Raw genomic sequence first — 12,597 nt, forward strand, 5'->3', positions numbered from 1 at the left:
GAACCCGGGACCCAGATGTCGCGCAGAGGTGTGCTCGGGAGCAGGGCCCGCGGTCTCGAGATGGAACTCAGCCTGGTTGCCGGTGGTCGCCGCCCGCGAGCTGGTCGAGCACGTGGTCGAGCACGTCGCCGAGCACGCCGAGGCCGTCGCGCACGCCGCCCGTCGAGCCGGGAAGGTTGACCACGAACGTCGATCCGGCGACCCCGGCGACGCCGCGGGTCAGCAGTGCGGTCGGCGTCGTCGCGGCGCCGCGCCGGCGCAGCTCCTCGGCGAAGCCGGGGAGCTCGCGGTCGAGCAGCGCCGCGGTCGCCTCGGGCGTGAGGTCGCCCGGGGCGAGGCCGGTGCCGCCGGTCGTCACGATGACCGCAGGCGCCGCCGCCACGGCCGCCTGCAGCGCCGTCTCGAACGCCACGCCGTCGGCGGCGACGAGCGGCCCCTGCACCGCGAAGCCGCGCTCGGCGAGCCAGGCGGCGATCACCGGCCCCGTGCGGTCCTCGTAGACCCCGGCCGCGGCGCGCGTCGACGCGACGAGCACCGTGGCGGCGCGAGGCATCCGGTCGCTCATGCCCGCGACCAGTCGCCGCTCTTGCCGCCCGCCTTCGCGAGCACCATGATCTCGCCGATCACGGCGTGGTGGTCGACCGCCTTGATCATGTCGTAGAGGGTGAGCGCGGCGACGCTCGCCGCGGTGAGGGCCTCCATCTCGACGCCCGTGACGCCCTTGGTGGTCACTGTCGCGACGACGCGCACGCGCTCGCCCTCGGCGGTGATGTCGACGTCGAGCTTCGTGAGCGGCAGCGGGTGGCAGAGCGGGATGAGCGTGGAGGTCTGCTTCGCCGCCATGATCCCGGCGATGCGCGCGGTGCCGATCGCCTCGCCCTTCGGCAGGGTGCCGTCGAGGATCGCCGAGACGACCTCGGGGCGGCTCGTGAGGACCGCCTGCGCGCTCGCGGTGCGCTTCGTGACCTGCTTGTCGGTGACGTCGACCATGTGCGCCGAACCGTCGTCGCGCAGGTGGGTGAGACGGGGCGGGGTGTCAGTCATCGATCCTCCAGACGTCGACGGCGGCGCCGGCGGGCAGCGCGTCGACTCCCACCGGCAGGTGCACGAGCACCGTCGCCTGAGCATACGCGTGCAGCAGGTGCGAGCTCGGGGCCCCGACCTCGACGGCGCCGTCGCCGTCGAGGACGCCCCGCCGCACCTGGTGCTTCGCCCGCGGCGAGACGACCTCGTGCGCGAGCGGCAGCCGCGCGCGGTGGCGATCGGGCGCGAGGCCCTCGAGCCGCCGCAGCACCGGCCGCAGGAAGAGCTCGAACGAGACGAGCGCCGACACCGGGTTGCCGGGGAACGCGACCACGGGCACCTCGACGGGGCTGTCGCCGTCCTCGGGCTCGATGCGGGCCGTGCCGAGGCCCTGCGGTCCGCCGGGCTGGATCGCGACCTTCACGAACTCGACGCCGAGCGGCGCGAGCGCCTCGCGCACCACCTCGAAGGCGCCGGCGCTGACGCCGCCGGTGGTCACCACGAGGTCGACGCGGCGAGCGGATGCCTCGAGCGCGGCCCGCACGGAGGCCGCATCGTCGGGGGCGAGGGCCTCGATCACCTCGACGCCGCACCCGCGGAGCGCGGCGCCGAGCATGGTGGTGTTGGCGTCGTGGATCTGCCCGGGGCGGAGCGGCAGCCCGGGCGCCTGCAGCTCGTGGCCGGTCGAGACGAGCAGCACTCGCAACGGGCGACGCACGAGCACCTCGGTGACGCCGGCCGCGGCGAGCGAGCCGAGCTGCGCGGGGCCGAGCCGGGTGCCGGCGGCGAGCAGCAGGGCGCCCTCGGCGATGTCGCTGCCGGCGCGGCGGATGTACGCGCCCGGCGCCACCGGGGCGGTGAACCCGACGACCGAGCCGTCGGGGGAGTCGTGGCGTCCGGCCCCGAGGCCGATGAAGGCGGACGGGTCGGCGACCTCGATCGGCACGACGGCGTCGGCGCCGGCGGGGATCGCGGCACCGGTCATCACGGGGGAGGCGGTGCCGGGGGCGAGTGCGAAGGGCGCGTCGCCCGCGGCGCTCGTCGGCCCGACCGCCAACCGCACCGGCGAACCGGGGCGTGCTCCGGCGAGCTCGGCCGAGCGCACGGCGTAGCCGTCCATCTGCGAGTTGTCGAAGCCGGGCAGCGCGACCGGCGCGTGGACGTCGCGGGCGAGCACCCGCCCATGCGCGTCGGCTCGCCCGACGGAGGCCGAGACCGGCACCGGACGCCCGCCCGCTGCGTCGAGCCGCGCGGCGAGCGGGTCGAGCAGTTCGTGCACGGCCCGTTGGTGTTCGGCGTAGCTGCGCATTCCGGCCTCGTCTCTGCGGTGGGTGCTGCGGGTCCCGAGTTCGGCGAGCGCTCGGGGAGTGCTCGGCCCTATCCGCCGGCGAACGGCGGAAGGATGTCGACGGCCGCGCCGAGTGCGGTCGCGGGGTCGCGCTCGACGGTGCCGTCGACGAGGAACGACCCGTTCTGCAGCACGCGCTGCATGGCGACGCCGTACCGCTCGGCGAGCTCGTCGCGGAGGTGGCCGACGGTGGCGCCGTCGGGGAGCTCGAGCCGCTCCTCCTCGGCGCCGGCCGCGTCGGCGGCCGCCGCGAAGTACCGCACGGTCACGATCGTCATGCCGTCGATGGTACCGGGAGGGGTGGGATCCGGCGCGGCGCGGCTCGTCGTCGAACCGTCGGGGCGCGGACTGGGACTCGGTGGAAGCATGCAGCGACCATGGAGCCGGTTCACAGGATGGATCTCTATCTTCATAAGTGGGACGTTTGACCCACACCCGAGTGGGTGTCCCGCGATCGGCGTTCCGGGGTGGAGCGAACTCGGCCCCCCACGAACGGCTCCCATGCGCCCCGGCGCCGATCACCCCCCTGACAGTGCGGTGCGACGGATCCGGGACCCTATCCGGATCCGCCGTCCCGCCGACCGCCCTCGTGGCGGAACCCGGCGGATACACTGGCCGCATGACCGAGCCGCTCGTCGAGCCCGGGCCGCCGCTGGCTCCCGCCAGGCTCGCACGCTTCAGCCGACAGCTCATGCTGCCGGGCTTCGGCGAACTCGCCCAGCGTCGCCTGCAGGCCGCGCGGGTGCTCGTCATCGGCGCCGGCGGGCTCGGCAGCGCGGTCGTGCCCGCGCTCGCCGGAACGGGCATCGGCACGATCGGCATCGCCGACGCCGACACGGTCGAGCTCAGCAACCTGCCGCGCCAGCTCAGCCATGGGGTCGACGACCTCGGCCGGCCGAAGGTCGACTCGCTCGCCGACACGGTCGCCGCCACCGACCCCGAGTGCCGGGTGGTCCGCCATCGCGAGCGCGTGACCGCGGCGAACCTCCGCGGCATCCTCGACGACTACGACCTCGTCGTCGACGGCAGCGACAACTTCCCGACGCGCTACCTGACGAACGACGCGGCCCATCTCGCCGGCAAGCCGCTCGTCTGGGGCGCGATCCTGCGCTACCACGGGCAGCTCGGCGTCGCCTGGCGCGGTCGCGGCCCCGGGTACCGCGACCTCTTCCCCGTGCCGCCGGCGCCCGGCGAGGTGCCGAGCTGCGAGCTCGGCGGCGTGCTGCCGAGCCTCTGCCTCGTGGTCGGCGCGCTCATGGCGACCGAGGTCGTGAAGCTCGTCACCGGACTCGGCGACCCCCTCCTCGGCCGAGTCCTCAGCTACGACGCGCTCACCGCGCGCACCCGCGAGATCGCCTACACGGCGATCGCCGACGCCGACGAGATCACGGACCTCATCGACTACGAACGGTTCTGCGGCCTCGACGATTCGAGTGAATCGGATGCCTCGGCGACCGCGCCGCCCCCGATCTCGGCGGCCGAACTGCTCATGCGCCTGCGTGCGGCCGAGCCGCTGCGCCTCATCGACGTGCGCGAACCGAGCGAGGCCGAGCTCGTCCGCATCGACGGCAGCACCCTGCTCCCGCTCCGCGAGCTCCTCTCGGGCGCCGAGCTGCCGCCCGGCGACGGCCCGATCGTCGTCTACTGCGAGGTCGGCATCCGCTCGCAGCGCGCGGCCCGCGAGCTCGCACGCCGTGGGCACGCCGAGGTCGCCTCGCTCGACGGCGGCATCCAGCGCTTCGCCGGGGTCGCCGCCGACCTCGTCACCCGCTGAGCGACCTGGGAGCGCGCGCGGGGCCCAGCGCGCTCAGAGCTTCGTGAGCTTCTTCGGGTCGGGCGTCTGAATGCCCTCCCAGCCCGGGCGCGCGGGCCGCGAGCCTGGGCGGCGGGCGTCGTCGCGCGAGCGGTACACGATGTACGGGCGGAACAGGTAGCCGATCGGCGCCGACCACACGTGCACGAGCCGGGTGAACGGCCAGAGCGCGAAGAGCACGTTCGCCGCGATCACGTGGATCTGGAACATGAGCGGCACGTCGACCATGAGCTCGGGCTGCGGCTGGAAGACGATGAGGCTCCGCAGCCACGGGCCGACCGTGCCGCGGTACTCGTAACCGGGCCCGAGCAGCTGGTACATGACGGTCGCGATCGTGCCGAACAGCAGCACCGCGCCGAGCACGACGTACATGAGCTTGTCCATGCGGGTCGTCGCGAGGAACACCGGACCGACAGTGCGCCGACGGTAGATCAGGATCGCGAGCCCGGCGAGGGTGAGCACCGCGGCCGCCGTGCCGAGCGCGGTAGCCCCGAGGTGGTATATGTGCTCGTCGATGCCGATGGCGTACAGCCACTCGCGCGGGATGAGCAGGCCGACGACGTGCCCGGCGAGCACCATGAGGATGCCGAGGTGGAACATCGGCGACCCCCAGCGCAGCAGTCGGTTCTCATAGGTCTGGCTCGACCGGGTCGTCCACCCGAACTTGTCGTAGCGGTAGCGCCAGATGTGCCCGACGACGAACACCGCGAACGCGGCGTACGGCATCGCGACCCACAGCAGGACGTCCCAGGCGGTCATGCGCGTGCCTCCTCGTGTGCGGCTCCGACGGGCTGATACGGCGCCAGGACGGTCGGACCGAGACTGCCGAGGAACGACAGCCCGACGGTCTCGGCGGGCGGGCCCTGGCTGACGAGCTCGAGGTAGCGCTCGCGGGTCGCCTCGTCGAGCTCGGGCAGCGAGCGGCAGACGGCGCGCACGAGGCCCGCCCACGGGCTCCGCTGCTTCTCGAGGGCCTCGCGCAGCACCTCGAGTCCGTCGCGGTGGGCCGAGAGCAGCTCGGAGGCCACGGGCGAGTCGCTGCGCGCCGAGAACTCGAGCACGGCGGGCAGGTAGTCGGGCAGCTCGTCGGCGTCGAACTCCCAACCGGCGGCGCGGTACGCCTGGATGAAGGTCACGAGCGCGGTGCCGCGCCGCCGGGTGTCGCCCGCGGCGTAGTAGCTCAGGTACATGCAGCACTTGCGCTTGAGGTCGAAGGTCGCGACGTACTCGATCGCGAGGGCCTCGCGATCGGTCGCGGCGGCGTGATCGATGAACGCGCGGAGCTCGCTCGCGATCGCGGGCGGCAGTTCGCCGAGGGAGGCCTCGACCGCCGCGAGGCGGGCATCGAAGCCCTCGCCCGGGTAGTCGAGCAGCAGCGAGGTCGCGATGTGCGCGAGCCGCCGTGTGGCGTCGTCGAGCGCGAGCGGCGCCGTCCCCGGTCTGCGCGACGAGCGCGAGGCATCCGAACCGGAGCGTCTGAAGATGAGCGGGAAGTTCGCCATCATTCCTCCCCGGACTTCGGGGGGAACAGGCCGTCGGGCGCGCCGTTGCCGTCCCAATTGAGCAGGTTCACCCGGCCCGACGTCGACGGGCGGTCGGCGGTCTGCCGGTTCTTCAGCGCGTGGAAGTTCTCGACCGCGACGGGCACCTGCTGCCCGCTCGACGAGCCGAACGGCCCCGCGCCGCCCATGCCCGGCCCGCCGTCGTAGTCGAGCGAGCAGGCGAGCTCGTCGAGTTCGCGGGCCTGCTCGGTGTGCGCGGCCGGGATGACGTAGCGCTCCTCGTACTTCGCGATCGCGAGCAGCCGGTACATCTCCTCGAGGGTGTCGCCGGTCATGCCGACGGCGTCGGCGATCCGCTCGTCCTTGCCCTCGCCGAGGTTGATGCCGCGCATGTACGAGCGCATCGCGGCGAGCTTGCGCAGCGACGCTTCGACCGGGCGCGTGTCGCCCGCGGTGAAGAGCCCGGCGAGGTACTCGAGCGGGATGCGGAGCTTCGCGATCGCCGCGAACAGCGTTTTCGCGTCCTCGCCGTCGTTGCCCGAGGAGGCGACGACGTCGACCACGGGGGAGAGCGGCGGGATGTACCAGACCATCGGCATCGTGCGGTACTCGGGGTGCAGCGGCAGCGCCACCTTGTACTCGTTGATGAGCTTGTGGATCGGCGAGCGCTGCGCGGCGTCGATCCAGTCCTCGGGGATGCCGGCCTCCCTGGCCGCCTGCACGACCGCCGGGTCGTGCGGGTCGAGGAAGACGCTGCGCTGCGCGTCGAGGAGCGCGTGCTCGTCTTCGATGGACGCGGCCTCGGCGACCTTGTCGGCGTCATAGAGCACGAGCCCGAGGTACCGCAGCCGGCCGACGCACGTCTCTGAGCAGACCGTCGGCAGCCCGACCTCGAGACGCGGGTAGCAGAGCGTGCACTTCTCGGCCTTGCCGGTCTTGTGGTTGAAGTAGACCTTCTTGTACGGGCAGCCCGACACGCACATGCGCCAGCCCCGGCACTGGTCCTGGTCGACGAGCACGATGCCGTCCTCGACCCGCTTGTACATCGCGCCCGACGGGCACGAGGCCACGCACGAGGGGTTCAGGCAGTGCTCGCAGATGCGGGGCAGGTAGAACATGTAGGTCTGCTCGTACTCGGATGCCACGTGCTCCGACATGTGCTGCAGGATCGGGTCGTCCGCCATCGTCTCGGCCGAGCCGCCGAGGTTGTCGTCCCAGTTCGCCGACCACGAGATCTTCATGTCCTCGCCGGTGAGCAGGCTCTTCGGCTTCGCGACCGGGGTGTGCTCGCCGGCCGGCGCGTTCAGGAGCATGTCGTACTCGTACGTCCACGGCTCGTAGTAGTCGTGGATCTCGGGCAGCTTCGGGTTCGAGAAGATCGTGGCGAGCTTCTTCAGCCGCCCGCCCGAGCGCAGCTTCAGGCGCCCCGACTTCGTGCGGACCCAGCCGCCGCCCCACTTCTCCTGGTCCTCATAGCGGCGGGGGTAGCCGATGCCCGGCCGGGTCTCGACGTTGTTGAACCACACGTACTCGACGCCCGAGCGGTTCGTCCACGCCTGCTTGCACGTGACGCTGCACGTGTGGCAGCCGATGCACTTGTCGAGGTTCATGACCATCGACATCTGCGCCATGACCTTCATCAGTACTCGACCTCCTGGCTGCGGCGGCGGATCACCGTGACTTCGTCTCGCTGGTTGCCGGTCGGCCCCAGGTAGTTGAACGCGAACGCGAGCTGCGCGTAGCCGCCGATGAGGTGGCTGGGTTTCAGGAGCACCCTGGTGAGCGAGTTGTGGATGCCGCCGCGCTGCCCGCTCGTCTCGGTGCGGGGCACGTCGACCGTGCGGTCCTTCGCGTGGTACATGTACACCGTGCCCTCGGGCATGCGGTGCGAGACGATCGCACGGGCCACGACGACGCCGTTGCGGTTGTACGACTCGATCCACTCGTTGTCGCGCACGCCGATCTTCTCGGCGTCCTGCGTCGACATCCAGATGGTGGGGCCGCCGCGCGAGAGCGACAGCATGAAGAGGTTGTCCTGGTACTCGGAGTGGATCGACCACTTCGAGTGCGGCGTCAGGTAGCGCACCGCGACCTCGGCGTGACCGGATGCCGCGGGGTCGCCGCTCGGGGCGGTCGAGCCGACGACCGGCGAATCGCCGAAGAGCCTCGCGAGGTCGAGCGGCGGCCGGTAGATCGGCAGGTTCTCGCCGAGCTCCCGCATCCAGTCGTGGTCGAGGAAGAAGTGCTGGCGACCGGTGAGGGTGTGCCACGGCTTCAGGTGCTCGACGTTGATCGCGAACGCCGTGTAGCGGCGTCCGCCGTGCTCGGAGCCCGACCACTCGGGGCTCGTGATGACCGAGACCGGCCGCGCCTGCACGTCCGCGAAGCGGATGCGCCCGCCCTCATGGTCTTCGGCGAGCTGCGCGATGCGCTGCCCCGTGCGCTTCTCGAGCTGGCGGAAGCCCTGAACCGAGAGCCGGCCGTTCGTCGTGCCCGAGAGGGCGAGGATCGCCTCGCACACCTTCACGTCGGTGTCGAGCAGCGGCTGCCCGGCGCCCGCGCCGGCAGTGGCGACCCCGTTGAGCCGCCCGAGCTCGGCGACCTCGGGCGTCGGGTCGAACACGATGCCCTTCGTCACCATGCCCGCCTTCACCGCGAGCGGCCCGAGCGTCGCAAGCTTGTCGGCGATCGCCGTGTAGTCGCGTTCGACGACGACGAGTTTCGGCATGGTCACGCCCGGCACGAGCGGCAGGTCGTTCTCGACCGTGCCGTGCGGGGTCGCCATCGCGTCGGGGGTGTCGTGCATGAGCGGCGCGGCGACGAGGTCGCTGCGGGTGCCGAGGTGCGTGCGCGCGTACTCGGAGAACCGCTTCGCGATGAGGTGGAAGATCTCGAAGTCGGTCTTCGTCTGCCACGGCGGCGCGATGGCGGGGTTGAACGAGTGCACGAAGGGGTGCATGTCGGTCGACGAGAGGTCGTGCTTCTCGTACCAGGTGGCCGCGGGCAGCACGACGTCGGAGAAGAGCGTCGTCGAGGTCATGCGGAAGTCGGCTGTGACGAGCAGGTCGAGCTTGCCCTCGGGCGCATCGTCGTGCCAGTCGATCGACTCGGGGCGTCGCTCGGGCGGCGCCTCGGCGGCGCGCACCGACGAGTCGGTGCCGAGCAGGTGCTTCAGGAAGTACTCGTTGCCCTTGCCCGAGGAGCCGAGGATGTTCGCGCGCCAGACGTTCAGCACCCGCGGGAAGTTCTCGGGCGAGTCGGGGTCCTCGCAGGCGTAGCGCAGCGAGCCGTCGTTCAGGGAGTCGACGACGTACTCGGCCGGCTCCTTGCCCGCGGCCCGGGCGTCGTCGACGAGGTCGAGCGGGTTGCGGTCGAAGGTCGGGAAGCTCGGCATCCAGCCGCGCTTGGCCGACTCGACGAGGCAGTCGGCCGTGGTGCGGCCGGCGAAGAGCCCCTCGGCGAGCGGGGAGGCGAGCTGGTCTGCAGGCAGACCGTCGTAGCGCCACTGGTCGGTCGCGAGGTACCAGAACGCGGTGCCGATCATCTGGCGGCCGGGCCGCGACCAGTCGCTCGCGGTGCCGTACTGCGAGTAGCCGGTCACGGGTCGCACCTTCTCCTGGCCGACGTAATGCGCCCAGCCGCCGCCGTTGACGCCCTGGCAGCCGGTCATCGTCGTGAGGGCGAGGAAGGTGCGGTAGATCGTGTCGGAGTGGAACCAGTGGTTCGTGCCGGCGCCCATGAGGATCATCGAACGCCCGCCCGAGCGCTCGGCGTTGTCGGCGAACTCGCGGCCGATGCGTTCGGCCTGCTCGGCGGGGACCCCGGTGATCTCCTCCTGCCAGCCGGGCGTGCCCGGCGTCGAGGCATCCGCGTAGCTCGTCGGCCACTCGCCCGGGAGGCCCTCGCGCGCGACGCCGTACTGGGCGAGCAGCAGGTCGAAGACGGTCGTGACGAGCCGGCCGGCGACGCGCGCGACGGGCACGCCGCGACGCACGACGCCGCTGCCGCCCTCGTGCTCGGCGCCGGCCTCGGGGGCGACGTCGAAGCGCGGCAGCTCGAGCTCGGCGACCTCGCCGCCCCACGCGGCGCCGTCGCGGATGGAGAGCTGCGGGTCGACGCCCTCGAGGTCGAGGTTCCACTTGCCCTCGTCGGCGTCGCCGAAGCGGTGGCCGAGCGCGCCGTTCGGCACGACGACCGAGCCGTCCCGGCCGAGCAGCACCGTCTTGAACGCGGCGTTGTCGACGGCGGCCTCGGCGCCGCCGAGGTCGGCGGCCGTCACGAACTTGCCCGGGACGTAGGTGCGACGGCCGTCGCTCGCCTCGCGCTCGTCGAGCGAGACCAGGTACGGGGCGTCCGAGTAGGTCTTGAGGTAGTGCTCGAAGCGCGGCACCCGCCGTTCGACGAGGAACTCGCTGAGGATCACGTGCCCCATCGCCATCGCGAGCGCGGCGTCGGTGCCGGGGTGCGGCGAGAGCCACTCGTCGGCGAACTTCGTGTTGTCGGCGTAGTCGGGCGAGACCGTGATGACCTTCTGGCCGCGGTAGCGGGCCTCGGTCATGAAGTGCGCGTCGGGCGTGCGCGTGACCGGAACGTTCGAGCCCCACATCATGAGGTAGGTCGAGTTCCACCAGTCGGCCGACTCGGGCACGTCGGTCTGGTCGCCGAATACCTGCGGGCTCGCGACCGGAAGGTCGGCGTACCAGTCGTAGAACGACTGCATCGTGCCGCCGATGAGGTTGATGAACCGGGCGCCGACCCCGTGCGAGACCATCGACATCGCCGGGATCGGCGAGAACCCGGCGACCCGGTCGGGCCCGTGCGCCTTGATGGTGTGCACGTGGGCGGCCGCGACGATCTCGAGCGTCTCGTCCCAGCTCGCGCGCACCAGCCCGCCCTTGCCGCGGGCCCGCTTGTACGCCCTGGATGCCACGGGGTCGGTGACGAGCGCCTCCCACGCGAGCACGGGGTCGCCGCCGACGCGCGCCTTCGCCGCCCGGTAGTGCTCGAGCAGCACGCCGCGCAGGTACGGGTAGCGCACCCGGGTCGGCGAGTACGTGTACCAGCTGAACGCGGCGCCGCGCGGGCAGCCGCGGGGCTCGTACTCGGGGGAGTCGGGCCCGACCGAGGGGTAGTCGGTCTCCTGCGTCTCCCACGTGATGATGCCGTCCTTGACGTACACCTTCCACGAGCACGAGCCCGTGCAGTTCACGCCGTGCGTCGAGCGCACCACCTTGTCGTGCGACCAGCGGTCGCGGTAGAAGACGTCGCCTTGGCGACCGCCCTCGAGCGTGACCGTGCGGAGGTCGGGTGAGAACTCGCCGGGTCTCAGGAACCGGCCGAACTTCAGGAGGGAATCGGCGAGCGGGCCGTCGGTGGCCGGACCGCGCGAACTCGGTGGCGTCTGGGTCACAAGAGCCTCCTCGCCTGAGCGACGAACGTCGAGGACGGCGCCCCGCGGGGGTGCCGTTGCAGTGGACACTACCGACCGTAGGCAGGTCGGTCGACCCCTGTCGAGGCGATTCGCCGGGAATAATCGGCGGCGATTTCTCTCGGCCGGAATCACTGGCGAGTGGGGCGTGCGACCGGTACTGTCGGGCGCAAACGGCGGGTCGGCCGCCGGATCGCACGATCGGGGGCAGTCAGTGAGCGACGCAGTGAAGCAACCGGACACGACGGCCGGAGCACCCGCGGGCACCCCGTTGCGCGGGCAGTTGGGCCAGGTCCTGCTGGCCACGGTCGCCTCGACGGTCGGGTTCTGGGCGTGGATGCTCATCGCCCCCCTGCAGAAGACGTACGCCACCGAGATGGGGCTCGACGAGGGGCAGATCTCGCTCATGCTCGCGACGCCCGTGCTCGTCGGCGCACTCGGTCGCATCCTCACCGGCGCGCTCACCGACCGGTTCGGCGGGCGCAGGATGTTCGCCGCGGTACTCCTGCTCTCGGTGCCGGCCGTACTGCTCGTCGCGCTCGCCGGTGAGCTCAAGAGCTTCCCGCTGCTGATCGGCGCGGGCTTCTACCTCGGCGTCGCCGGCACGATCTTCGCCGTCGGCGTGCCGTTCTCGAGCGCCTGGTACGAACCGTCGCGCCGCGGCTTCGCGACCGGCGTGTTCGGCATGGGCATGATCGGCACCGCCGTCTCGGCGTTCCTCACCCCGCGTCTCGCCGAGTCGATCGGCTACCTGCCGACGCACCTGCTCGTCGCCGGCGTCATGGTCGTCATGGCCCTGCTCGTCTGGTTCTTCCTCCGCGACTCGCCCGTGTGGGAGCCCAGCAGGCAGGCGCTCGTGCCGAAGGTCGTCGGGGCGCTGAAGCTCCGCATCACGTGGGAGATGGCGTTCCTCTACGGCATCGTCTTCGGCGGCTTCGTCGCGTTCTCGACGTTCCTGCCGAAGTACCTCACGACGATTTACCCCGACGACGTCGATCCCGTCGGCGCCGGCACTCGCACGGCGCTCTTCGCGGCGGCGGCCGTCGTCGCGCGTCCGATCGGCGGCGCGCTCTCCGACCGGGTGGGGCCGAAGATCATCTCGCTCATCTCGCTCGCGGGCATCGTCTCGCTCGCCTACGTCGTCGGGCAGCAGCCGCCCGAGGGCATCCTCACCGGCATCACGTTCATCGCGATGGCGGCGGCGATGGGCCTCGGCATGGGTGCGGTCTTCGCGTGGGTGGGGCCGTCGACGCCGAAGGACAAGGTCGGCGCGGTCACCGGCGTCGTGGCCGCCGCGGGCGGTCTCGGCGGCTACTTCCCGCCGCTCGTGATGGGGGCCACCTACAACGCCGAGACGAACTCGTACGCACTCGGGCTGTGGCTGCTCGTCATCGTCGGCGCATTCGCGCTCGTCGTCGCGGGTATGCTGCGCGACGCCCGGCCGGCGGGGTCGGCGAAGGCGGCCCCCGACTCGGCGTGAGCG

Annotated in this window: 10 protein-coding genes; 2 read left to right on the top strand and 8 right to left on the bottom strand. The window is 71.9% G+C overall.

The features are described 5' to 3' along the window. Positions 1-67 precede the first annotated feature (67 nt). From GQQ93_RS00410 to GQQ93_RS00425, 4 genes are all read right to left on the bottom strand, one after another. Positions 68-553, bottom strand: coding sequence for a MogA/MoaB family molybdenum cofactor biosynthesis protein (locus GQQ93_RS00410; RefSeq protein WP_157422257.1), 486 nt, complete (start codon positions 551-553; stop codon positions 68-70). A gap of 8 nt (positions 554-561) precedes the next feature. After that, positions 562-1,044, bottom strand: a complete 483-nt coding sequence (moaC, locus tag GQQ93_RS00415; RefSeq protein ID WP_157422258.1) for a cyclic pyranopterin monophosphate synthase MoaC — start codon at positions 1,042-1,044, stop codon at positions 562-564. Further along, positions 1,037-2,332: a molybdopterin molybdotransferase MoeA gene (locus tag GQQ93_RS00420; RefSeq protein ID WP_157422259.1), complete on the bottom strand. Its 1,296-nt coding sequence runs from the start codon at positions 2,330-2,332 to the stop codon at positions 1,037-1,039. Before GQQ93_RS00420 ends, moaC begins: the two co-directional genes overlap by 8 nt. 68 nt (positions 2,333-2,400) lie before the next feature. After that, a complete protein-coding gene (locus tag GQQ93_RS00425; protein ID WP_157422260.1) occupies positions 2,401-2,649 on the bottom strand; it encodes a MoaD/ThiS family protein in 249 nt (82 codons plus the stop codon). Positions 2,650-2,990: 341 nt separating this feature from the next. Between GQQ93_RS00425 and GQQ93_RS00430 the strand changes: the two genes are divergently transcribed. Next, complete coding sequence (locus GQQ93_RS00430; protein WP_157422261.1) at positions 2,991-4,145, top strand: ThiF family adenylyltransferase; 1,155 nt, start codon at positions 2,991-2,993, stop codon at positions 4,143-4,145. A 33-nt stretch (positions 4,146-4,178) separates the two neighbouring features. Here GQQ93_RS00430 and narI read toward each other — a convergent pair whose 3' ends face one another. The 4 genes from narI to GQQ93_RS00450 are packed head-to-tail and all read right to left on the bottom strand — an operon-like array spanning position 4,179 to position 11,096. Continuing rightward, positions 4,179-4,943, bottom strand: a complete 765-nt coding sequence (gene narI, locus GQQ93_RS00435; RefSeq protein WP_157422262.1) for a respiratory nitrate reductase subunit gamma — start codon at positions 4,941-4,943, stop codon at positions 4,179-4,181. Next, positions 4,940-5,686, bottom strand: coding sequence for a nitrate reductase molybdenum cofactor assembly chaperone (gene narJ / locus GQQ93_RS00440; RefSeq protein ID WP_157422263.1), 747 nt, complete (start codon positions 5,684-5,686; stop codon positions 4,940-4,942). The genes narI and narJ overlap by 4 nt, the downstream gene beginning before the upstream one ends. Further along, positions 5,686-7,326, bottom strand: a complete 1,641-nt coding sequence (narH, locus tag GQQ93_RS00445) for a nitrate reductase subunit beta (protein ID WP_157422264.1) — start codon at positions 7,324-7,326, stop codon at positions 5,686-5,688. Before narH ends, narJ begins: the two co-directional genes overlap by 1 nt. Continuing rightward, a complete protein-coding gene (locus GQQ93_RS00450; RefSeq protein ID WP_246191955.1) occupies positions 7,326-11,096 on the bottom strand; it encodes a nitrate reductase subunit alpha in 3,771 nt (1,256 codons plus the stop codon). Before GQQ93_RS00450 ends, narH begins: the two co-directional genes overlap by 1 nt. A 244-nt stretch (positions 11,097-11,340) precedes the next feature. Between GQQ93_RS00450 and GQQ93_RS00455 the strand changes: the two genes are divergently transcribed. After that, complete coding sequence (locus GQQ93_RS00455; protein WP_157422266.1) at positions 11,341-12,594, top strand: nitrate/nitrite transporter; 1,254 nt, start codon at positions 11,341-11,343, stop codon at positions 12,592-12,594. Positions 12,595-12,597: the final 3 nt, after the last annotated feature.

This window comes from Agromyces lapidis (assembly GCF_009749405.1).
In the GTDB taxonomy this organism is placed as follows: Bacteria; Actinomycetota; Actinomycetes; order Actinomycetales; family Microbacteriaceae; genus Agromyces; species Agromyces lapidis.